The organism is Novosphingobium sp. BL-S-19, from assembly GCF_055521675.1.
Genome location: NZ_CM145498.1, coordinates 3,289,432 through 3,311,662, shown reverse-complemented (window position 1 = coordinate 3,311,662; position 22,231 = coordinate 3,289,432). Strand labels below are relative to the sequence as shown.

Genomic DNA, 22,231 nt, shown 5'->3' with positions numbered 1-22,231 from the left:
GGGGTTGCAGAAGAAAGCGGGGCCCCCGCCTTCGCGGGGGCGACGGGAGTGGTGTTTGTCATGGGTTCAATGGTTCTGGTCGTTGTTTGGTCTGCCAGCCACGCCGCCCATCGTCATTGCGAGCGTAGCGAAGCAATCCAGAGCAGCGCAAACCGCCCCTGGATTGCTTCGCTACGCTCGCAATGACGATGTGAGGTTGTGATGCAGATGGGTGCTGCTCAGGCGCACTCGCCCGCCGCAATCACGCTCCGACGAGATTGTCGCCCATCGCGGCCTGCTTGCCGCGCGTGATGTAGACCTTGTCGCCCAGCTTGGTCACCGCGAACAGCTTGGCTGCGAAGTCGTCCGGCATGCCGACGCAGCCGTGGCTGGCGTAGCCCTTCGCCACTTCCGAACCGTGCAGGGTAATGCCGTCGTTGGTCAGCCGCTGCATGTAGGGCATCGTCGCCCCGGTGTAGATGTTGGAGACGTGATCCTTGTCCTTCTCGGTGATCGGGAACACGCCGAGCGGGGTGGGCGTATCCTCGGTACCGAGCAGCACGGCAGTCGCACCGATCTCGTAGCCGTCGCGGAATACCGACAGCACGCGCGCGTCGAGGTCTACGGTGATGACGATCGGGCCGGCGGGCGCGCCGGTTTCGTCCCAATGCCATTCGCCGTACTTGATCGCGCCTTCGATCGGCAGGATCCGCTTGATGACGAAAGCGCTTTCGGCGGCCCGGGCAGGGGCGGGCGCAGGGGCCGGAATTGAGGCCGGTGCTTTTGCCGGAGCAGCAGCGTGGAATGTCGACGCCGCGCTGGCCGGGGTTGCGGGCTGCGTGGCCATGATCAGCACGCCCGCGATCACCGCAAGAGCAGGTGCCGCCGAAGCGAGGAGGAGCTTGGCCCCCATCGGGGCGCGCTTGCGAAGATTGGCGTTGTTTTCCACGAGGACGCTTATCGCGCGTTCTCGCAAATCTTGCCAGCGCGTTAACTAATCACGTCCCGATTTAGGACCGATTTGCCGCCGAAACGTTAACGTGCTGCGTTAGTCCGTTAGTTTTCGTTCGGCGCGGCAATGCCTTGGCGCAAAATGGAATTGGCGAGGTCTGCCACATCCTCTGGCTGCATGTCATCCGACCAGACGGCGTAGCGCAGGCCCAGAAATACGTTCATGCCCATGATCGCCCAGGCATGCGCCTCGCCCAGTCCTTCGCGCAATTCGCCCTTGCGCACGCCTTCGCCCAGGCGTTCGGTAATGCGTCTGGCGGTCGATTCGTAGTGGATGCGGAAGCTGGCGGGATCGACGAATTCGCACTCGTCGATGATGCGATAGATTTCCTTGTGATCGCGGGCGAACTGCAGGAATGCGGTCAGCGCGGCCTGCTCGGTTTCCAGCGCGGGCAGGGGCTCGCGCAGCGCTTCGCGCGCGGCTTCGCGCACTTTGCCGCTGAGATCGTCCACCAGCGCGCGGAAGATCTCATCCTTCGAATCGAAGTAGGTGTAGAAACTGCCCAGCGCTGTGCCCGCGCGCTGAGTGATGCCGGTGATCGAGGCTTCGTGAAAGCCGCGCTCTCCGAATTCCACCGCCGCCGCGTCCAGCAATTTGCGCAAGGTTCGCCGCCCGCGTTCGGTGCGGGGGGTCTTGGCCGATGTCAGCCGATCTGCAGGTGCGGCATCGACCGGCGGCGAGGGGGCGTCTGTGGTCACAGGGACACAGCTAGACCTGGAACCGGTCCGTGGCAAATGTTCAATGTTGAAACATGGTTCAAGTATCAATATGGTCGCCTCCAACGATAAGATCCATTGGGAGCGACTAGTGATGCAAAAGGCGCAGAGGGGCGGCGCGCGCGGCCGTGCAGCGAAGAATTTCCTTACCTTGACCACGATTCTGGCGGGCCTGTCCGCAGTGCCCGCGATGGCGCAGGATGCCGCGCCGGCACCGGACGCTACGGCCCCGGCCACCGTGGGAGAGGGCGAGATCATCGTCACGGCCCGCCGCCGCGAGGAACGCCTGGTGGACGTGCCGATCGCCGTCACCAGCTTCAGCGGCGCCCAGCTGGAACGGTCCGGCGCGGCGGACATCACCGATCTGGCCCAGACGGTACCTAACGTGACATTGGAGCCCTCAAGAGGCACTAATTCCACGCTGTCCGCCTTCATCCGCGGCGTCGGTCAGCAGGACCCCGTTTCGGGCTTCGAACAGGGCGTCGGCATCTATCTGGACGACGTCTATCTCAATCGTCCCCAGGCCGCCGTGCTCGATATTTACGACGTGGAGCGCATCGAAGTGCTGCGCGGTCCGCAGGGCACGCTTTATGGCCGCAACACCATCGGCGGCGCGGTGAAGTACGTCACCAAGTCGCTGCCGGACGAGTTCGCCTTCAAGGCCCGCGCGACTTACGGCACCTACAACCAGCTTGACGGCGTCATCACCGCCTCGGCGCCGATCAACGAGATCGTCCGCGTCGGCGGTTCGGTGGCGCGGCTTACGCGCGATGGCTTTGGTGAGAACATCACCACCGGCAAGGACAATTACGACAAGGACATCTGGGCCGCGCGCGGCACGGTGGAGATGGGCGGCAGCGGCCAGCCGGTGCTGATCCGCATCACCGGCGACTATACGCGCGATCGCAGCAATCCGCGCGGGGGGCATCGCCTGATCGCCGGCTCCGCACCGGGCAGCGAGATCCTGCCGGACGTGTTCGACACTGCCGGTGCCATCGACGATCCGAAGCAGGATATCGAGGCCTGGGGCCTGGCGATGAACATCAAGGTCGATCTGACCGACGCGCTGATGTTCAAGTCGATCAGCGCCTGGCGCAAGGACCATTCGGCGACGCCGATCGACTTTGACGCCAGCCCCACCGTCGATCTGGACGTGCCGGCGTTTTACGACAACGAACAGCTGAGCCAGGAATTCCAGCTGGCCTACGACAAGGGCCCGCTGCAGGCGATGGTCGGCTTCTACTGGCTGAACGCCAGTGCCGACACCTACTTCGATTCGCGCACCTACACGACGTTGCCGGCTCTGCTGCCGATGCTGACCGGTCATACCGAGGCCGATGTCGACACCAAGACCTGGGCGGTCTTCGGCGACATGACCTACAACTTCACCGACCAGCTTAGCCTCTCGGTCGGCGGCCGCTATACCTGGGACAAGCGTGAGGCGGACATCATCAAGCAGACCTATTTCCGGGGCGGCGGCGCACGCTTCGGCAATCCGGGCATTCTCTATTCCACCGACACGAACTTCTCCGGCAGCGCGGTCTACAAGAAGTTCACCCCGCGCGCTTCGCTCTCGTTCAAGCCGAACCGCGATCACAACATCTATGCAAGCTATAGCCAGGGCTTCAAGGGTGGCGGCTTCGACCCGCGCGGCGTCGGCAAGAATGCGCCCACCAGCAATGCCAACGGCATTCCAAGCGATGCGGAAGTGGCCGATTACCTGAGCTTCAAGCCGGAAACGGTGAACAGCTACGAAGTGGGCTACAAGGGCAACCTGTTTGGCGGCGCGCTCTACGTGGCGGCAGCGGCGTTCCGGATGGACTACAAGGACATCCAGATCCCCGGTTCGGTGGCCTGCACCGTCAGCGGCGTGCCCACGTTCTGCGGTGTCGTCTCAAATGCCGGCAAGGCGCGCCTGCAGGGGCTGGAACTGGAAACCACCGCGCAACTGGGCCGCGATCTCGCCACTTCGGGTGACAGGCTGAGCCTGTCCGCATCGATGGGCTACATCGATGCCAAGTTCCTGAAGTACGAGACTTACATCGCGGGGAAGACCGTGGACGTGGCCGATTACCGTCACATCCAGAATACCCCCAAGTGGACCGCCAGCGGCACGCTCAGCTACGATCTGCCGGTGGGTGAGGGAGACGTGATGTTCGCCACCACCGTGTCCTATCGTTCGAAGGTTCACCAGTTCGAATATCCGAACCCCTATCTGGACCAGAAGGGCTATGCCCTGTGGGATGCCAGCCTGGTCTATTCGGCGCCGGGCGGACGCTGGACGCTGGGCGTGTACGGCAAGAACATCCTCGACAAGGAGTACATCACCTCCGGCTACAGCTACATCCGGCAGGATGCGGTGACCGGGGCGGTGATCCCCGATGCCAATGGCAACCCGATCCCGACGCTGGGCACCCAGGGCACGCTGACCGGCTTCTACGGCAATCCGCGTCAGGTGTTCGTCACCGGCACGGTCAAGTTCTAAAATCGTGCAGGGGGAGCGTGGGGCCTGCCACGCCGGCAGGCCCCACGCACAACCGGTTCAAGAGGATCCCATGAGGATGGACTACAGCCTCCATCGCTATCGCAGCGCCTGCGGGCGGCTGGACCTTGTCGCCCGCGACTATCCGGCGCGCGACTTCACGCGCACCGGCCCCGCGCCCGTGCTGTTGATGATGCACGGGTTGACGCGGAACAGCGCCGATTTCGAGCCGCTTGCGGCGCACCTTTCCGGCACTTACCGGCTGATCGTGCCCGATCAGCGCGGGCGCGGGCTTTCGCAGTGGGATCCGGATCCGGCGAACTACCGGCCGGACGTCTATGCGCAGGACATGTTCGCCCTGCTGGACGGGCTGGGCATCGAACGCGCCTGCCTGATCGGCACCTCCATGGGCGGGCTGATGGCGATGGTGATGAATGCGCTGCGGCCCGGCCTTGCCAGTGGTTTCGTGTTCAATGACATCGGCCCGGTGCTCGATCCCGCCGGGCTGGCGCGCATTCAGGGCTATGTCGGGCCCTCGGCGCCGATGGCGTCGTGGACCGAGGCGGCGGCGCGCTGCCGCGCGGTCAATGCTGCGGCCTTTCCCGATTACGGCACGGCGGAATGGCTGGCCTTCGCCCGCCGCACCTGCCGGGAGAATGAGAACGGCACCGTCTTGCTCGATTACGATCCCGCGATCGCACAGAGCATGGCGGGTGACGCGCCGCAGACCGTGCCGCCCGATCTCTGGCCCTTGTGGGATGCGCTGGATGCGGCGCCGGTGCTGACGGTGCGCGGCGCCTTGTCCGACCTGCTGAGCCTGGAAACCGCGCGGGAGATGGCACAGCGCCATTCGGGGCCCTACAGCCATGTCGAAGTGCCGCGTGTCGGCCATGCCCCGATTCTCGATGAGGTGCCCGCGCTCGCGGCGATCCTCGCTTTCTGCAAGGAACATCTGGACTGATATGAGCGCCTCCGCTTCCCTGCCGAAGGTTTCGTCACGCAAGGCCGCCTCGCCCAATCTGGTGCTGGCGATGCTGCTGCTGGTCTACATCTTCAACTTCGTGGACCGGCAGATTCTGGCGATTCTGGCCGCGCCGATCCAGAAGGAGCTGGGGCTGGACGATGCGCAGATGGGGATGCTGGGCGGGCTGGCCTTCGCGATCCTCTATTCGACGCTCGGCGTGCCGCTGGCTTGGCTGGCCGACCGCACCAGCCGGTCCTGGGTGATTACCGGATCGCTGCTGGTCTGGAGCCTGTTCACCGCGCTTTGCGGCGCCGCGCAGGGGTTCTGGCACTTGTTCTTGGCCCGCCTTGGCGTCGGCGTGGGGGAGGCGGGCGGCGTCGCCCCGTCCTACGCGGTGATCGGCGATCATTTCCCCAGCGAGAAGCGGGCCTTCGCGCTTTCCATCTATTCGCTGGGCATTCCCATTGGCGCTGCGGCGGGCGTGCTGGCGGGCGGCTATGTCGCCGCGCGGGTGGACTGGCGCACGGCTTTCGTCGTCGTCGGGCTGACCGGGTTGCTGGCCGCCGTGCCGTTCCGCCTGATCGTGCGGGACAAGCCCAAGCCGGTGGTTGCCGCGCCCACGGTGCGTTTTGCCGAGGTGGCTTCCACGCTGATGCGCAAGAAGGCGTTCTGGCTGCTCTCGTTCGGCGCGGCGTCCAGTTCGATGCTGGGCTATGGCGTGATGTTCTGGATGCCCAGTCTGCTGCAGCGCAGCTTCGGGCTCGATCTGGTGCAGACATCGTGGTTCCTGGGCGCGGTGCTGCTGCTGGGCGGCACCGTGGGCGTGCTGGCCGGTGGGCGACTGGCGGACCGGCTGGGCAGTGCAGACCGCGCTTTCTATGGCTGGGTGCCCGCAATGGCCTATGTTCTGGCGGTGCCGCTCTATGCCGGTGGCATCTGGACGCACAGCGTGCCCACTGCCTTCTTGCTGTTCCTGTTGCCGCAGGCGCTGGCCTACGTCTGGTTGGGCCCGGTGACGAGCGCGGTGCAGCACCTTGTCGAGCCGCCCGCGCGGGCGACGGCATCGGCGCTGTTCCTGTTGATCAACAACCTGATCGGCCTTGGCGGCGGCATCTATGCGCTCGGCGCGCTGTCGAAGGCATTGACCCCGGTGTGGGGGGCGGAGGCGCTACGCTATTCGATGCTGATCGGGTTGGGACTCTATCTGCTGGCGGCGTTGCTTATGGGGCTGGCCGGACCAGCGCTGCGCCGGGAATGGGTACGCGAAAGCGCCTGATCCCAAAACGGGATTCCGGCCGGTGAGAGGGCTGGCTTGCGCACTGGGGGCGGTATAGGCTGGCGCCGGGATGCATAGCTACGGGTGGCTCAATCGGACGGGGAACTTGCGCCTGCGCTGGCTAACGCTGCTGGCGCTTGCCGTCTTTGCCGTGCCCGCTGCCGCCGATCCGCCGCGCACTACCGTTACCGCCGATACGCGGCTCGATTTCGGCAAGATGGTGGTGGTGGATAGCGGCAGCCGCCGCATTTCGGCCAGCGGCATGGTGACGGACAGCGGTGTGCTCTCCGCCCCCGGCAACAGCACAAGGCCGGCGCAGTTCACCGTGGCCTACGATCGCGGCAACGAAAGCCGGCGTCCGCTCGACATTACCGTGGAAGTCGTGCTCTCGGCGCCGGGCACGATCACCAGCGGCGGCGTTTCGGGGAAGCTTTCCGCCTTCGAGACGGACCTTCCCGGCTATGCCACCGTCACGCCGGGGCAAGTGGTGCGGGTAACGTTCGAAAGCTGCGCGCAGCGCGTCTGTTCGCGCAGTTTCCGCGTCGGCGCGCGGATGGACCTTACGCGCCGTTATGGCGGCGGCACGCTGGCGATGCCGCTGCCGATCGACGCCACCGTGGTCAGCGTCGACTGATCGGCAGCCCGCGGGCTTTTGCCTAAGGGCGCGGAAGGCCCGGCTTCGCTGATTTCTTCCTAGAATGAACAGGATGGCCCGGCGTCTGCCCGGTGCGGAACCCCTGCGCCTTCCGACCGTTTCCTTGCGGCGGAGGCTTGCAGGGCTCCGCGCTCGGTCAGGGGGCGGCCGGACGAACCGGAACTGGCGCCCCTTGCGCCGCGCAGCGAGTGAATGCCGTGTCCCGATCGCCTGTCCTTCCCGTGGCCGCCGGTTTCGTTGCGGCCGGTGCTCTTACCGGATTGGCCGGATCCGGGCCTGCGCTGGCGGCGGATGGCCTTGCCGGCACAAGCGGCGCCACCGGCCAAGCCGCCGGGGTGGCCAGCGCGACGGTGGTGCAACCGCTGTCGGTCCGCTCGCTGTCGGACCTCGATTTCGGATCGGTCGGCGATGTCGGCGGGCAGGGCGGCAGTCTGGTGATCGCGCCCGGAGGGGACAAGGCCCGTTATGCCGGGGCCGCCCATTCGGCCTGCCTTGCCGGAAACGCGGACTGCGCCAGCCCCCATGCCGCGCGCCTGCGGGTGGAGGGCGAACCCGGCCGCGCCTATCGCGTCGTCGTGCCGGGATCGGTGCAGGCCCACACGGCCGGTGACGACATGCCCACGCTTCCCGTCACCGGCCTGACCGTCCGCACTGACAGCCGCCCGCAGGCTGGCGCGCAGGGCGTGCTGGATCGGGCGGGTGCGGATGGTTTCGAGATCGGCGGGGAATTGCGCATACCGCCCGGGACCGAAGCCTCGCACTACCACGCGCAAGTCCCGGTCATAGTCGTCTACAGCTGATTCGGCGGGATTTTCGGTCCGATTACGCATCTCGGGGCCGGATTACTCATACAAGGGAATGAATCGGTCAGTACTTTGGTATGAAACGGAAGTATTGATTATTTTTCAGTAAGAACCCTCAGCATAAGTGCCTAGTCAACACGAGACGGGGTCGCCTCGTGCAGTTCGGTCGGTCGGGACGTCCGGACTATTCAGGAGGTACTTTTCATGAAGAAGCTTGCACTTGTTTCCGCACTGGCGGTTGCCGCCGCTTCGCCGCTCTTTGCCGGTTCGGCACTGGCCGCCACCGCGCAGGGCACCGCCACGGCCACCGTCGTCGCGCCGATCACGCTGACGCACACCTCGGGCGCGGCGCTGGCCTTCGGTTCGTTCACCGCCGGCACCGGCGGCACCGTGGTCGTCAGCTCGGCCGGCGCGGGTTCGAAGACCGGCGGCGTCGTCCTGGTCGCGGGCTCGACCAACACGGCGGACGCTTTCTCGGTCGGCGGCGATGCCAGCCGCGCCTTCACGATCTCCACCTCGGGCAGCACCGTTGCCAGCGGTTCGAACACGATGGCCTTCACCACTGCCGCCTCGTCGACCGCCGGCACGCTCGGCAGCTCGGGCGCGGCCAGCTTCACCGTGGGCGGGACGCTCACCGTGGGTGCGAACCAGGCGGCCGGCAGCTACACCGGCAGCTACGACGCGACCGTCACCTACAACTGACAACAGCTTTGGGGGGTGGGCCCTCCGGAGGCGCTGGGGGGCGCCATCCGAAGGTCCGTCCGTGTCGGCCCCGAGGGGGGCTCGGGGCCGACATACCTTTCCGCCAGCCGCCGCAAGGGATCGGGATGACCCGTAGGAGACAGAACCGGGCCAGTCTTGCTCTTCTCGGGGCAGCGCTTTTCGCGCTGTTTCCGGGGGCGGCGCTGGCGGCCGGGGCGAAAGGTTCGGCCACCGCCGAAGTGGTGGCGCCGGCGCAGATCGTGCCGCTGGCTTATTTGCGCTTCGGCAGCTTCACGCGGCCGACCACGGCCGGCACCGAAACCGTGAGCACCACCGGCACCGTCAGCGGCACCGGCGGCATGGCGGGCAACCTGTCCTTGCCGCAGGGGAACGGCGGGCGCGGGCAGGCCATGTTCCAGCTCAACGGGTCGGCCAATCGCCTCTACATCGTGTCCCTGCCGGGCACGACGACGATCTCCTCCGGCGCGGCGACGATGCAGGTGAGCGACTTTACTTCGGATGCGGGGATCTTCGGCATCGGTGTGCTAGGGGCGTCCGGGCAAGATACGCTGAATGTGGGCGGTACCCTGAACGTCTCGGCCAATCAGGCGCCGGGCAATTACTCCGGCACGTTCACGCTGACCGTCTACTACCTTTAATGGATTTGCGGCACCGGCCCGCTCCCCCACCCGGCCACCCACGAGTGTACCCTGATGGGTGGCCGGGTGGGGGAGCGGGCCGGTGCCGCTACGAAAATGCGCATTCGCGCATTTTCCAAACAAACGCATAAGTACTTAAGTATGATTGCGCCTGATTCCATGCAGTTGCATGGGTGGAATTACTAGGGGCATTCGGGGGTCGCAATTTTGCGCGTCGCATCGGTACTGGGGAACGGCGCGCGTCTGCTGCGTGCCGGCGGTTTGGCGACTCTTTGCGTCGCGACTGCCGCCGTGGCGCAGGACGATCCGCTCAAGGCCCCGCCGCCACAAGCCGCCGCTCCCGTGCCCGAAGGCGCCGTGGGCGGCATGGGCGATATCAATCTCTACCCCAAGCGTGTGGTGATCGACGATCGCGCGCGCATCGCCTCTGTCGGCCTCTACAACCGCAGCATCGAGCGCGGCGAGTACGACATCACCATTGCCGACAAGATGATGACCAGCGACGGCCGCCTGCTCGATATCGAAACCGTCGATCCTGCCGATCGTGCGAAAGTCCACGGCGCCGCGGCGATGCTGCGCTGGTCGCCGCGCCGCGCGGTGCTGGGCGGCAGCGAGGCGCAGACGATCCGCATCATGGCCCGCGTTGCGCCGGATACGCCGCCGGGCGAATACCGCGCGCACTTCTCCGCGGTTGCCGTGCCGCCAGAGGATGCCTCCTACTCGATCGAGCAGGCGGCGGGCGGGCAGAAGCCCAATTCCATCGGCGTGCGCATCGTGCCGCGTTTCGGCATTTCGATCCCTGTGATCGTCCGTGTCGGCCAGACCACGCTGACGGCGGGGATCGAGAACGCGCATCTGGTGCCCCTGCCCGGTGGAGGGAAGGGGCTGCAACTGACCATTACCCGGTCCGGCACGCGCTCCGCCTTCGGTGACATTGCCGTGACCGCGCCGGGCGCGAAGGCGCCGCTGGCGGTGCTGAAAGGGCTGGGCGTCTATACCGAGATCGATGCGCGGCAGGTTACCGTGCCACTGGACCCCGCTGCCGACGCGCGCCTTACGGCCAGCGGCGCGAAGCTGACCGTCACGTACACCGATGACGATGTTGAGCCCGGCAAAGTGCTGGCCAGCCGGGATATCACCGTGCCGTGAGCCGGGGCCGGGGCGGCCGGGACGAAAGGCGGACTGGCTTTCCGAAGGCGGCCGGGCTCGTACCGTTTCTGGCCGGCGCGTCGCTGCTGGTACGCGGGGATCGCGCCGCGCCGACGGCCTCGCCGGCCGGGGAGGACGCCCCGCCCGCGCCGCATCATGCGCTGGCACAACGCCCCGTTCCCCGTCCCAGTTTCGCCGCGCTTCCGCTGCCGGGATTGACCGCCAAACCGATCATCGTGCCGCCGCGATCATTGCCGATCCGGGTGGCCCTGAAGGCTTCGGCGGCGCCGGTTGCTCTGGCGGCCGCCGACGTTCGCACGGAACCTTCGGCTGAACCTGGGCTCGTTCCGGGGGGAAACACCGCCCGTCAGCCTTTGGCGTCGGCTGCACCGCGCCCGCTCGACCCGCCGCCTGCGCCGATCGCGCTGGTGTTGCCGGCGATGTCCGAGGTGCCGTTTCTGCCGGCGGTGGTTCCCCTGATCGACCGCACATCGGCGGCACCGCCCCCGGTGCTGGATCTGCCAGCGCCGGTTCCGCTGATCGCTGCGCTGCCTCTCGCCACAGCGCCCACGGACGACCCGCGCCCGGCATTGCTGCTCGCCGTTACCCAGCATTCGGCAGCGGACACACCTCCGACGGAAACCCCGTCGCAGGCCCTCGCGGCCTCGCGCTCATTGCCCATGCCCAGCTTCGGCCTCGGCAGTCCGCAAGCCGCCAAGGACGCCGCCCCCGCAAGCCCGGCCAATCTCACCCCCGCCAACGCCACGCAGACCTTTCCCGCCAATGTCACTCCAGTCATCACCTACGACGACGAGGTGATCCTGGCGGTGAAGGTCGCCACCGCAACCGGCACTACCGGGGGTGAGGACACCGTGATCGCCTATGGCACGCGCGGCGGGCTCTATCTGCCGCTGGGGGCACTGGCGCGGACGCTCGATCTGGCGATCTCGGTCGGGGACGAGGGCAACTACGCCAGCGGCTGGTTTCTGGACGAAAACCGGCACCTGACGATCAACTTGCGCGAAGGCACGGCGGAGGCGGGCGGCAAGGCGGTTCCGCTGGCGAAAGGCGATGCGGTCGCGTTCGACGGCGAACTCTACGTCCGGGCCGAGCGCATCGGTGATCTGCTGCCACTGACGGTCACGCCGAACCTGCGCGATCAGTCGATCGTCATCAAGACGCTGGAACCGTTCCCCGTCGAACAGCGTCTTGCCCGCGAGGCAGAGCGTGAGCGGCTGGGCAACGAGCAGGCCTCCGCCGCCAATACCGAGCGTCGTTTCCCGCGTGAGGATACGCCGTGGCTGCCGATCTCGGTGCCGATGGCCGATGTGGAGACGCGCGCGGTGTCCGACACGACGCTGGGCGAGCGGGTGGAGACCGACTTGCGGCTGGCGGGCGATCTGGCCTGGATGAGCGCGCAAGTCTTCCTCACCCATTCCACGCGCGATGGGCTGACGGCGGCGCATATCGAACTGGGCCGCACCGATCCCGATGCCGATCTGCTGGGGCCGCTTCATGCCACATCGTTTGCGATGGGCGATGTGGCGACCACGTCGCTGCCCATCGGCCTGCGCGGTGTGGCCGGGCGCGGCGGCACGGTGACCAATGCCCCGGTGGAGGCGGCATCGGTGTTCGACAGGATCGACCTGCGCGGCCAGCTTCCCGATGGCTACGAAGTGGAGCTTTACCGCAACGGCGTGCTGGTGGGATCGACGCGGCTGGCGGTCAACGGGCAGTACCAGTTCCTGCAAGTGCCGGTCGATTACGGGCTGAACCTGTTTCGCCTCGTGTTCTACGGGCCGCAGGGGCAGCGCAGCGAGGAAGTGCGCCGCATCTCCGTGGGTGACGGGCGGCTGTCGAAGGGGCAGGTGGTCTACACGGTGGGTGCGGTGCAGAAGGACGAGAACCTGCTGGGCGTTACCGCGCCGCGTTTTATTCCGGGGCTCGATTACGGCCGCTGGCGGGCGAGCGCGCAGCTTGCCTATGGCATGACCTCGGGCGTGACGGCGATGGTCAGCGGCGGCTGGTTCGATAGCGACTTCGGCGATCGCTGGCTGGCCAGCGCCGGCCTGCGCACCGGGCTGGGCGGGCTGGCCGCCAAGCTGGACTTTGCCATGCAGGACGGGGCGACGCCGCTGGGCGGCGTCGGCAAGACCGGGCGCGCGATCGAGGCGGGGCTGGGCGGGCGGGTGCTGGGCGCGTCCTTCACGCTGACCCATGCCGAATATCGCGGCGATTTCCTGGACGAAGTGCGGGTGTTCGACGGGCAGCCGCTGCGCCGCGTCACCGAACTGGATGCCAATGCCACGCTGCGGCCCGGCGGCGAGGGCGGGTTGGCGATCCCGCTCTATGCGCGGGCGCGGCGGATCGAATATGCCGGGGGCGAAGTACAGACCACCGCCTCGCTGCGCGGATCGGCCCGAGTGGCGGGGGTGCTGGCGTCGAATACGCTGGAATATTCGCGCTACGAGCCGGCGAAGGACGTGGGCGGCGGCATCGTCAACCAGTTGATCGGCACGTTCGACCTCTCCACCCTGAACGGATCGCGCACGCAAGTCCGCGCTTCCGCCAGCTATAGCGTGGTGCCCGATCCCCGACTTGAGGCGGTGTCGCTGGAAGTGGACCGCTCGCTGGATGATCGGACGCTGGTGCGCGCCTTGGTCGCGCAGACGTTCCGCCGTAGCGATACGCAATTGGGCCTGTCCGCAGAGCGCCGGTTCCGCCGCTTCACGCTGGCGTTCGACGGTACTTATGGCCTGCGCAACAAGGTTCATTCGGTGGCACTGCGGTTGGGCTTCGGCTTCGGCCGCGATCCGCTGACCGACCGCGTTTATGTCGCGCCGCCGGGGCAGGCATTGTCCGGCGCGGTGGCCTTGCGCGCCTATGAGGATAACAATGGCGACGGCCAGTACGACGCGGGCGACAAGGTCCTGCCCGAAGTCGCTTTCGGATCGGGTACCGGCACGGGGGAGACCGATGGGCAGGGCGTAGTGCTGCTCACCGGCCTGCCTGCGGGCACGCGCGCCAGCGTGCAGGTGGATCCCACGTCGTTGCCCGATATCGCGCTGGCCCCGGTGACGCGCGGCATCGAAGTGGTGCCGCGCCCCGGCCGCATCCACCGCGCCGACTTCGCGGTGGTGGCGATGAGCGAGATCGAGGGGACGGCCTATTTCGAAGGCGCCGGCGGTCCCGAGGGAAAGGCCCGTTCGCACGGGGTTTCCGGGCTGCAATTGCGGCTGATCGATGCCGCAGGAAAAATGGCGGCGAATGCGCGGACCGAGGCGGACGGGTTCTATCTGTTCGAGCAAGTGCGCCCCGGCCGCTACACCTTGGCCATCGATCCCGATCAGGCGGCGCGGCTGAAAATCGTGCTGCGCGATGCCGTGGCGGTGGATGTCGGGCCGAGTGGCAGCACGCTTTCGCGCGACCTCTTCGTGGTGCAGCAGTAGCGTACTGATTTTTGCAACGATCCGTCCGGATCATTGCGTTTGATAGATCGCCGTGTGCCGGGCAGAGCATGACTTATGTGTCGCGTTCTTCCGATCTCCGCTCCGCTCAGCGCCAGACTTGCCTGTATTTCTGCCCATCGGCAGGATCGGGGGCAGGATCAGGTGAGCGGCTCGCGCCGCTGAGGAGGCTTGCCAGACGTGACCGAAGCGCCATCCAACCGGATACCCCGTTCCACCGCCGAAATCGTGGCCGCTGCCGCTGCGCGCGGGCTGACGATCCCGCCCGAATGCATGGAGGGCGTCGCCGCCAACCTCGCGCTGCTGGCGCGTCATGCGGAAACGCTGTCTGGACCGGAACGCGGACCGGGGCTCGGCACCGGCCAGTGACGGCGAGCGCTCTCGAAATCGCCGCCGCCGTGCGCGGCGGGCGGCTCACTGCGGGTGAAGTGGTGGAGCTTTGCCTCGCCGCGTTGCCGCAGCCTGCGGACGATCCGCTGGTGGCGATTACCCGCCTGCTGCCCGAACGCGCGCGGGCCGAAGCGGCGGCGGTGGACGCGCTGATCGCGGCGGGCAAGGATCCCGGCCCGCTCGCCGGCGTGCCCTATGGCGTGAAAGACCTGTTCGATGTGGCGGGCCTGCCCACCACCGCCGGCTCCACGCTCTATGCCGATGCGCTGCCCGCCGTGGCGGATGCCGAAGCCGTCGCCCGGCTCAAGGCGGCCGGCGCGGTGCTGGTCTGCACGCTCAACATGGACGAATTCGCCTATGGCTTCGCGACGATCAACGCGCGCCACGGCACGACCCGCAATCCTCACGATCCCTCCCGCCTTGCAGGCGGTTCCTCGGGCGGCTCGGCGGCGATCGTCGCTGCCGGGCTGCTCCCCTTCTCGCTGGGGTCGGACACCAATGGCTCGGTCCGCGTGCCGGCCAGCCTGACCGGCCTCTATGGGTTGAAGCCCAGCCATGGCGACCTGCCGCTGGCCGGCGTGTTCCCCTTCGCCGAGAGCTTCGACGATGTCGGCCCCTTCACCCGCACGTCCGCCGACATGGCGCTGGTGTGGGAAGTGCTGTCCGGCCGCGATGCCTCAGCGGATGACGCTCCGCTCCGGATCGGCCGACTGGGCGGGCGGTTTCGGGAGAATGCCGACCCCGACCAGCTTGCCGCCATCGACGCGCTTGCCGCCGATGCCCCGCTGGTGGAGCTGCCGGATATCGCCCGCGCTCGCTCCGCGGCCTTCCTGATTACCGCCTTCGAGGGCGGCAACCTCCATCGCAAAGCCTTGTCCGTTTCGGCCATGGCCTTCGATCCCGCGACGCGGGACCGTCTCCTCGCGGGTGCACTGCTGCCCCGGGCACTCTACGAGGAGGCGGTGCGTTTCCGGGATGCATTTCGGGCGCAAGTCCATGCGCTGATGGCGCAGTTCGATGTGCTGCTGGCCCCGGCGACCCCCTGCGTCGCCCCGCCCATCGCCGATCCGCGCATAGAGATCGATGGGGCGCTCAGCCCCGCGCGGGCCGATCTTGGCATTCATACGCAGCCGATCAGCTTCACCGGGCTGCCCTCGCTGGCGGTTCCGTTGTACCGTCCGGGACGCCTGCCGATCGGCCTGCAGCTTATTGGAGCGCCAGGCGGGGAACCGGCGCTGCTGAAGCTGGCCGCACGGCTGGAGGCACAGGGCGTGACGGGCGCGACAATACCACCCGGAACCACAACCGGGTCGCAATAAGGGGCAGAAGCGTGACGGAAACTACGAGCACCATGGAGGCACCGCCCGGCGGCAGGCTGGAACGCTGGTTCACGCTGAGTGAGCGCGGCACCAATGCCCGCACCGAAGTGCTGGCGGGCGTCACCACGTTCCTGACCATGGCCTATATCGTGCTGGTCAACCCGGCGATTCTGGGCACGGCGGGAATGCCGGTGGCCTCGGTCGCGGCGGCGACGTGTTTTGCGGCTGCCTTCGCCTCGATCCTGATGGGTTTTGTCGCCAATACGCCGCTGGCGCTGGCGCCGGGCATGGGGCTCAACGCCTATTTCAGCTTCACCGTGGTGCAGCAGATGGGCGTGCCCTGGCCGGTGGCGCTGGGCTGCGTGTTCATTTCCGGCGTGGCGTTCCTGGTGCTGACCGTGACCGGCGTGCGCCAGCTGATCGTCGCGTCCATCCCGCAATATCTGTTTGCGGCAGTGGCGGGCGGCATCGGCCTGTTCATCGGCTTCATCGGCTTCAAGGATGCCGGCATCATCGTCGCCAATCCGGCAACCTTCGTGGCGCTGGGTGACCTGAAGGCCCCCGGCGCAGCGCTGGCGCTGTTCGGACTGGTGCTGATCGGCGCGCTCAGCGTGTGGAACGTGCGCGGGGCCATGCTGATCGGTATTCTGGCGACTACTGTGGTCGCGTGGCTTTTCGGCATGGTTTCGGTGAGCCCCGAACCCTATTCGCTGGAGGCGTTGACCGGCACCGCGTTCAAGCTGGACCTTGCCGGCGTGTTCGGCCTTTCCGGCAGCCACGGGCTGGGCCTGCTGGAAATCCTCTTCGTGTTCCTTTTCGTCGACTTGTTCGACAATATCGGCACGCTGGTCGCCGTGACCAAGCGGGCCGGGCTGATGGATAGCGAGGGGCGCATCCCGCGCCTCAACCGCATCCTCATTACCGATGCCACCGCCACCATCGTCGGTTCGATGGCGGGCACCAGCACCGTCACCAGCTATGTCGAAAGCGCGGCGGGCGTGCAGGCGGGCGGGCGCACCGGGCTGACCGCCGTGGTCACCGGGCTGCTGTTCCTGGCGACCATGTTCGTCGCCCCTTACGCGCAGCTGATCCCGCTGGCGGCCACTGCTCCCGCGCTGATCATCGTTGGCGGGCTGATGCTGTTGCCCTTGACCGAGGTGAAGTGGGAAGACCCGCTGGCCGCGATCCCCGCGTTCCTGACCGTGGCGATGATCCCGTTCACGTTCTCGATCGCCAATGGCCTGGCCTTCGGCATCACCGCCCACGCCGCGCTGAAGATCGTGCGCGGCACGGTAGAGAAGAAGGACTGGTTTCTGCTGGTGCTGGCGCTGCTGTTCGTCGCCCGCTTCGTCTGGATGGGGGCTGCCTGATGCGCGCGATGACTGCACTTGCCGGGGCCATCGCGCTTACGGCCACGCTCACCACCCCGGCCCTCGCGGCCGACAAGCTGGACGCCAACCCGCGCACTTTGGTGATGACGGCCTACGAGCCCGAATGGAACGCGCTGGTCCATGCGGTGCAACAGCCGATGTCCTACCAGCTCAACGGCATGACCTACATGACCGGGGTGCTGGAGGGTAAGCCGGTGCTGCTGATGCAAAGCGGCGTTTCGATGGTCAACGCGGCGATGAACACGCAGCTGGTGATCGACCGGTTCGCGGTGAAGCGCATTGTCTTTTCCGGCATCGCCGGCGGCGTCGATCCGGGCCTGTCCATCGGTGATGTGATCGTGGCGGAGAACTGGGGCCAGTATCTGGAAGTCTCCTTCGCGCGCCAGACCGATGCCGGCTGGTTGCCGCCGGAGAAGACCGCCACCGGTGCGCCGGGCAACTGGGAATTCATGTATCCCCGCCCGATCCGCGTCAGCAATGCGGTGCAGGGATCGCAGCATGTTTTCACTTTCGCGATGGACCCGCAGCTGCTGGACCTCGCCCGCAAGGTGGCGCCCACGGTGAAGATGGAGCGCTGCGTCGCGGCGGCGACCACCCAGCGCGCCGGTTCGGAACTGTGCCTGCCGCACGATCCCAAGGTCGTGGTCGGCGGCACCGGGGTCAGCGCCGGGGTCTTCGCCGACAATGCGAAGTTCCGCGAATACCTGCACGCCGCATGGAACGCGCGCGTGCTGGACATGGAAAGCGCGGCGGTGGCGCAAGTCGCCTATGCCAACCAGGTGCCCGCCATCGTCTTTCGCAGCCTGTCCGACCTTGCCGGCGGAGACCGCGAAAAGAACATGGAGGACACCTTCGAGCACCTCGCCTCGGTCAATTCCGCGCATGTCGTGCGTGCGTTCCTGACCGCGCTGCCGGACTGACGCGATGGGATTGACCACCGTCACCGGCGCGCGCGGGATCGTCACCGCACCGCACTATCTCGCGGCCGAAGCGGGGCGGTCGGTGCTGATGGACGGCGGCAATGCGGTAGAGGCCACCGTGGCCGTCGCCGCGACGCTGGCGGTGGTCTATCCGCATATGACCGCCATCGGTGGCGACGGGTTCTGGGTGATCCGCGAGCCGGATGGACAGGTTCATTCGATCCATGGTTGCGGCGGCGCGGCGGCGAAGGCGGACCTGACGCTCTACGCCGGGCTGGATGCAGTGCCGACGCGCGGGCCGCTTGCGGCGAACACTGTGGCGGGGACGATCTCCGGCTGGGCGGCGGCGCTGCAGAGCGCCGGGGGCTCGCTGCCGCTGGAACGCCTGCTGCGCGATGCGATCCGCTGTGCGGAGGAGGGCGTTGCCGTCACCGCCGGCGGCGCCGCCATCGCTGCGGCCAAGGGCGAGGAATTGCGCGGGGCGCCGGGGGCTTATGCCACGGTGTTCGAGCCGGAAGGACGCCCGCTTGCGGAGGGCGATGTGCTGCGCAATCCGGCGCTGGCGGGGACTTTGCGCAAGCTGGCAAGCGACGGGCTCGACAGCTTCTATCGCGGCGAACTGGCGGCACGGATCGGCGAAGACCTTGCCGCACTGGGCAGCCCGGTTTCGGTGACCGACCTTGCAGCGCATCGGGCCACGCGGCCCGCGCCGCTCTCCGTGCCGATCCGAGGGGCGCGGCTCTACAACAGCGCGCCGCCGACGCAGGGTTTCGCCTCACTGGTGATCCTTGCGCTGTTCGACCGGCTTTCCGCCGATGCGCCCGACAGCTTCGCGCATGTGCACGGACTGGTGGAGGCGACCAAGCAGGCCTTCCTGCTGCGCGACGCGCATGTCGGCGATCCGGCCCATACGGACTATGATTTTCAGGGCCTGCTGGACGATGCGGCCGCGCTGGATGCCATGGCGGCGCGGATCGATCCGGCCAAGGCGCTGGCATGGCCGCAGCCGCCGCAGTGGGGCGATACTTGCTGGTTCGGCGCGGCGGACAGCGAAGGGCGCGTGGTCTCCTCGATCCAGTCGACTTACTTCGAGTTCGGCTCGGGCCTAGTGCTGCCGCAGACCGGGATCGTCTGGCAGAACCGGGGCAGTTCGTTCCGGCTTGCGGAAAGCGGCTGGAATGCGCTGAAGCCCGGCCGCAAGCCGTTTCACACGCTGAACCCCGCGCTGGCGGTGTTCGATGACGGGCGCATCATGGCCTATGGCACCATGGGGGGCGAGGGGCAGCCGCAGACGCAGGCCGCGCTGTTCAGCCGCTATGCCCGGTTTGGCGTGGACCTGCAGCAGGCGATCAGCGCGCCGCGCTGGCTGCTGGGGCGCACCTGGGGGGATGTCACCACCTCGCTCAAGCTGGAGGATGGCTTCGACGACGCGCTTTACACCGCACTGGCGGAGGCCGGGCACGATGTGGAGCGGGTCGGCCCGCTGACGGCTATGATGGGCCATGCGGGAGCGGTCGTGCGCCTGCCGGATGGCACGTTCGAGGGCGCAACCGATCCGCGCAGCGATGGCGGCGTGGCGGCATGGTGAGCGGTCCATTCCATTCCTCCCCTGCAAGGGGAGGGGGAACGCCCCCGCTCATCCTGAGCTTGTCGAAGGAAGGGTGGTGGAGGGGTGTCAGCCTCCCAGTCGCGCCACGACGCACCGGTTACACCCTTCCGTCGGCCCTAACGGGCTGCCACCTCCCCTTGCAGGGGAGGATTCTATGACCGGAATTCGCGCCGTCACCCGCTGCAAAACGCTGGGCACCGCGCCCTACAGCGAGATCGAGCACGGCCTCTATCGCGGCTATCTCAGCCCCGCCTACCACGCCACGGTCGACCTTGTCGGCGCCTGGATGGTGGAGGCGGGGATGCGTGTCGATCTCGACCCCGCCGGTAACTTGCGTGGTCGCTACGAAGGCGCCAAGCCCGGCGCACCGGCGCTGGTGATCGGCAGCCACCTCGATTCCGTGCGCGACGGCGGCTGCTACGACGGGCCGCTGGGGGTGATGCTGGGCATCGAATGCGTGTCCGCGCTCTACGAACAGCGCCAGCGCCTGCCTTTCGCCATCGAGGTCTACGGCTTCGGGGACGAGGAAGGATCGCGCTTTCCCGCCGCCATGCTGACCAGCCGCGCGGTGGCAGGCACGCTGGATGTCGATCTGGACACGATCGTCGATGCGGAAGGCGTGTCGCTGGCGGTGGCGCTGGGCTCGTTCAAGACCGACTACGACGTGGTCACTGCCAAAACGCCGACGCAGGGGCTGGCGGTGGAGACCTACCGGAACGCCAGCCGCGCGCCGGGTGAGGTCATGGCCTATCTGGAAGCGCATATCGAACAGGGCCCGGTGCTGGAGGCGGAAGGGCTGGCGCTCGGCACCGTGACCGGCATCGCCGCGCAATTGCGCTACGCCGCCACCGTGCGCGGCATGGCGGGCCATGCGGGCACAAGCTCCATGCCGCTGCGCCGCGATGCGCTGGCGGGCGCGGCGGAAATGGTGCTGGCCATCGAAGAGATCGCCCGCGCCGATGCTTCCGACCTTGTCGCCACGGTGGGCCGGCTTGAGGCAATGCCCGGCGCGGCCAATGTGATCGCGGGAGAGGTGCGCTTTTCCATCGACGTCCGCTCGGGCGAGGCGGCGCGGCGTGACCGGGCGGCGCAGGCGGTCGTTGCCCGGTTGGAGCAGATCGCCTCTAAGCGTGGGCTCGTGCTCGATCTGGCGCTGGTGCACGACTTGCCCGCCAGCCCTTGCGATCCCGCGCTGATGGACCTGATGGATGCGGCCATGGCCGAAGCCGGGCAGCCGCCGCGCCGACTGGTTTCGGGGGCCGGGCACGATGCCATGGTGATGGCGGCGCTTTGCCCCACCGCCATGCTTTTCATTCGCTGCCAAGGCGGGATCAGCCACAATCCGGCCGAGCATGTCGAAACCGCCGATGCCGATGCGGCGCTGCGGGTGATGCTGGGCTTCATAGACAAAATGGGCCAGAAACATTTGGGAGAGCACGTTGCCGACCGAACTTGATCCGCTGTTGTTCGGTGAGATCGATCCGCCCCAGCGCCTGCTGATGGGCCCGGGCCCGATCAATGCGCACCCGCGCGTGCTGCGCGCGATGAGCGCGGACCTGCTGGGCCAGTTCGATCCGGAAATGACCGGCTACATGAACCAGGTCATGGCGCTCTACCGCCCGATCTTCGGCACGCAGAACCAGTGGACCATGCTGGTGGACGGCACCGCGCGCGCGGGGATCGAGGCGGCGCTGGTGTCCATGGTGGCGCCGGGCGATGTCGTGCTGGTGGTGAATTTCGGCCGCTTCGGCCTGCTGCTGACCGAAATCCTCACCCGCATCGGCGCGGTGATCGAGACGGTGGACGCGCCGTGGGGCGAAGTCGTCCCGCTGGACCGCATTGCGGAGGCCATTGCCCGCTGCCACCCCAAGATCGTCGCCACCATTCACGGCGATACCTCCACCACCATGGCGCAGCCGCTCGATGGGTTCGGGGCGCTGTGCCGGCAGGCAGGCGCGCTCAGCTATGTCGATGCCACGGCGACCATCGGCGGCATGGAACTGGCGGCGGATCGCTGGGGCGTCGATATCGTCACCGGCGGTTTGCAGAAGTGCATGGGCGGGCCTTCGGGCTCCGCGCCGATCACGATTTCGGACAAGGCGGCAGAACATATCGGCCGCCGCCGCCATGTGGAGCAGGGCATCCGCCGCGACGACATCGTGGACGGTTCGGGCCCGCGCATCCGATCCAACTATTTCGACCTCGCCATGGTCATGGATTACTGGTCGGACAAGCGCCTGAACCACCATACCGAGGCGACCTCGATGCTCTACGCCGCCCGCGAGTGCGCGCGCATTGCCTTGGGCGAGGGGCTGGAGGCCCGCTATGCCCGCCATGCCGCGGCGGGCCGGGCGATGACGGTGGGCCTGCGCGCCATGGGCCTCACGGTCTTTGGCGACGATGCGCATCGCATGGCGAACGTCACCGGCGTGTTCATCCCCGCAGGCGTGGATGGCGAGGCCGTGCGCAAGGCCATGCGCGAGCAGTTCGAGATCGAGATCGGCACCGCCTTCGGGCCGTTGCAGGGCCGGATCTGGCGCATCGGCGCGATGGGGTACAATGCCATGAAGCACAAGGTGCTGCTGACTTTGGCGGCGCTGGAAGCGTGCCTGCGGATGGAGGGCTTCAAGGTGCCGCTGGGCGATGCGGTGCCGGCGGCGCTGGAGGCTTGGGCCCTTCGACAGGCTCAGGAGGATGAGCGGGCATGAGCGTGTGCGGTCGGCAGGGGCTTCGACAAG

18 protein-coding genes are annotated in these 22,231 nt (G+C 67.4%); 16 read left to right on the top strand and 2 right to left on the bottom strand.

The features are described from left to right. Positions 1-241 precede the first annotated feature (241 nt). A complete protein-coding gene (locus tag ACZ1JV_RS23795) occupies positions 242-892 on the bottom strand; it encodes a L,D-transpeptidase family protein (RefSeq protein WP_465150804.1) in 651 nt (216 codons plus the stop codon). 143 nt (positions 893-1,035) lie between these two features. Then, positions 1,036-1,689 carry a TetR/AcrR family transcriptional regulator gene (locus tag ACZ1JV_RS23790; RefSeq protein ID WP_465150803.1) on the bottom strand — a complete coding sequence of 218 codons (654 nt, stop codon included), beginning with the start codon at positions 1,687-1,689 and terminating at the stop codon, positions 1,036-1,038. Positions 1,690-1,801: 112 nt separating this feature from the next. On the opposite strand from ACZ1JV_RS23790, the gene ACZ1JV_RS23785 reads away from it, so the two are divergent. The 16 genes from ACZ1JV_RS23785 to ACZ1JV_RS23710 all read left to right on the top strand — a co-directional run bounded on the left by ACZ1JV_RS23785 (position 1,802) and on the right by ACZ1JV_RS23710 (position 22,201). Then, positions 1,802-4,192, top strand: a complete 2,391-nt coding sequence (locus ACZ1JV_RS23785) for a TonB-dependent receptor (RefSeq protein WP_465150802.1) — start codon at positions 1,802-1,804, stop codon at positions 4,190-4,192. 76 nt (positions 4,193-4,268) lie between these two features. Continuing rightward, the gene (locus tag ACZ1JV_RS23780; RefSeq protein ID WP_465150801.1) at positions 4,269-5,150 is read left to right on the top strand and encodes an alpha/beta fold hydrolase; all 882 of its coding nucleotides are present in this window, start codon (positions 4,269-4,271) and stop codon (positions 5,148-5,150) included. Position 5,151: 1 nt separating this feature from the next. Then, positions 5,152-6,429, top strand: a complete 1,278-nt coding sequence (locus ACZ1JV_RS23775) for a spinster family MFS transporter (RefSeq protein ID WP_465150800.1) — start codon at positions 5,152-5,154, stop codon at positions 6,427-6,429. Between the two features lie 70 nt (positions 6,430-6,499). After that, a complete protein-coding gene (locus tag ACZ1JV_RS23770) occupies positions 6,500-7,063 on the top strand; it encodes a DUF4402 domain-containing protein (protein WP_465150799.1) in 564 nt (187 codons plus the stop codon). A 218-nt stretch (positions 7,064-7,281) separates the two neighbouring features. After that, positions 7,282-7,884, top strand: a complete 603-nt coding sequence (locus ACZ1JV_RS23765) for a DUF4402 domain-containing protein (protein ID WP_465150798.1) — start codon at positions 7,282-7,284, stop codon at positions 7,882-7,884. 207 nt (positions 7,885-8,091) lie between these two features. Then, complete coding sequence (locus ACZ1JV_RS23760; RefSeq protein WP_465150797.1) at positions 8,092-8,589, top strand: DUF4402 domain-containing protein; 498 nt, start codon at positions 8,092-8,094, stop codon at positions 8,587-8,589. A 125-nt stretch (positions 8,590-8,714) separates the two neighbouring features. Further along, positions 8,715-9,248, top strand: coding sequence for a DUF4402 domain-containing protein (locus ACZ1JV_RS23755; RefSeq protein WP_465150796.1), 534 nt, complete (start codon positions 8,715-8,717; stop codon positions 9,246-9,248). 207 nt (positions 9,249-9,455) lie between these two features. Further along, positions 9,456-10,397, top strand: a complete 942-nt coding sequence (locus ACZ1JV_RS23750; RefSeq protein ID WP_465150795.1) for a fimbrial biogenesis chaperone — start codon at positions 9,456-9,458, stop codon at positions 10,395-10,397. Beyond that, the gene (locus tag ACZ1JV_RS23745) at positions 10,394-13,846 is read left to right on the top strand and encodes a hypothetical protein (RefSeq protein ID WP_465150794.1); all 3,453 of its coding nucleotides are present in this window, start codon (positions 10,394-10,396) and stop codon (positions 13,844-13,846) included. The genes ACZ1JV_RS23750 and ACZ1JV_RS23745 overlap by 4 nt, the downstream gene beginning before the upstream one ends. Before the next feature lie 198 nt (positions 13,847-14,044). Continuing rightward, the gene (locus ACZ1JV_RS23740; protein ID WP_465150793.1) at positions 14,045-14,233 is read left to right on the top strand and encodes an AtzG-like protein; all 189 of its coding nucleotides are present in this window, start codon (positions 14,045-14,047) and stop codon (positions 14,231-14,233) included. Further along, positions 14,230-15,573, top strand: coding sequence for an AtzE family amidohydrolase (locus ACZ1JV_RS23735; RefSeq protein ID WP_465150792.1), 1,344 nt, complete (start codon positions 14,230-14,232; stop codon positions 15,571-15,573). Before ACZ1JV_RS23740 ends, ACZ1JV_RS23735 begins: the two co-directional genes overlap by 4 nt. Before the next feature lie 32 nt (positions 15,574-15,605). Beyond that, on the top strand, positions 15,606-16,943 hold the full coding sequence (locus ACZ1JV_RS23730) for an NCS2 family permease (protein WP_465152639.1): 1,338 nt from the start codon (positions 15,606-15,608) through the stop codon (positions 16,941-16,943). Continuing rightward, positions 16,943-17,884, top strand: a complete 942-nt coding sequence (locus ACZ1JV_RS23725; protein WP_465150791.1) for a 5'-methylthioadenosine/S-adenosylhomocysteine nucleosidase — start codon at positions 16,943-16,945, stop codon at positions 17,882-17,884. Before ACZ1JV_RS23730 ends, ACZ1JV_RS23725 begins: the two co-directional genes overlap by 1 nt. A 4-nt stretch (positions 17,885-17,888) precedes the next feature. Then, positions 17,889-19,472: a gamma-glutamyltransferase family protein gene (locus tag ACZ1JV_RS23720; protein WP_465150790.1), complete on the top strand. Its 1,584-nt coding sequence runs from the start codon at positions 17,889-17,891 to the stop codon at positions 19,470-19,472. 175 nt (positions 19,473-19,647) lie between these two features. Continuing rightward, positions 19,648-20,949: an allantoate amidohydrolase gene (locus tag ACZ1JV_RS23715; protein WP_465150789.1), complete on the top strand. Its 1,302-nt coding sequence runs from the start codon at positions 19,648-19,650 to the stop codon at positions 20,947-20,949. A 43-nt stretch (positions 20,950-20,992) separates the two neighbouring features. Beyond that, the gene (locus tag ACZ1JV_RS23710) at positions 20,993-22,201 is read left to right on the top strand and encodes a pyridoxal-phosphate-dependent aminotransferase family protein (RefSeq protein ID WP_465152638.1); all 1,209 of its coding nucleotides are present in this window, start codon (positions 20,993-20,995) and stop codon (positions 22,199-22,201) included. The last annotated feature ends 30 nt before the right edge of the window (positions 22,202-22,231 follow it).

Coding starts and splice junctions, on each gene's coding strand:
- ACZ1JV_RS23795 (WP_465150804.1), bottom strand. CDS start 892: ATGGGGGCCAAGCTCCTCCTCGCTTCGGCGGCACCTGCTCTTGCGGTG.
- ACZ1JV_RS23785 (WP_465150802.1), top strand. CDS start 1,802: ATGCAAAAGGCGCAGAGGGGCGGCGCGCGCGGCCGTGCAGCGAAGAAT.
- ACZ1JV_RS23780 (WP_465150801.1), top strand. CDS start 4,269: ATGGACTACAGCCTCCATCGCTATCGCAGCGCCTGCGGGCGGCTGGAC.
- ACZ1JV_RS23775 (WP_465150800.1), top strand. CDS start 5,152: ATGAGCGCCTCCGCTTCCCTGCCGAAGGTTTCGTCACGCAAGGCCGCC.
- ACZ1JV_RS23770 (WP_465150799.1), top strand. CDS start 6,500: ATGCATAGCTACGGGTGGCTCAATCGGACGGGGAACTTGCGCCTGCGC.
- ACZ1JV_RS23760 (WP_465150797.1), top strand. CDS start 8,092: ATGAAGAAGCTTGCACTTGTTTCCGCACTGGCGGTTGCCGCCGCTTCG.
- ACZ1JV_RS23755 (WP_465150796.1), top strand. CDS start 8,715: ATGACCCGTAGGAGACAGAACCGGGCCAGTCTTGCTCTTCTCGGGGCA.
- ACZ1JV_RS23730 (WP_465152639.1), top strand. CDS start 15,606: ATGGAGGCACCGCCCGGCGGCAGGCTGGAACGCTGGTTCACGCTGAGT.
- ACZ1JV_RS23725 (WP_465150791.1), top strand. CDS start 16,943: ATGCGCGCGATGACTGCACTTGCCGGGGCCATCGCGCTTACGGCCACG.
- ACZ1JV_RS23720 (WP_465150790.1), top strand. CDS start 17,889: ATGGGATTGACCACCGTCACCGGCGCGCGCGGGATCGTCACCGCACCG.
- ACZ1JV_RS23715 (WP_465150789.1), top strand. CDS start 19,648: ATGACCGGAATTCGCGCCGTCACCCGCTGCAAAACGCTGGGCACCGCG.
- ACZ1JV_RS23710 (WP_465152638.1), top strand. CDS start 20,993: ATGGGCCCGGGCCCGATCAATGCGCACCCGCGCGTGCTGCGCGCGATG.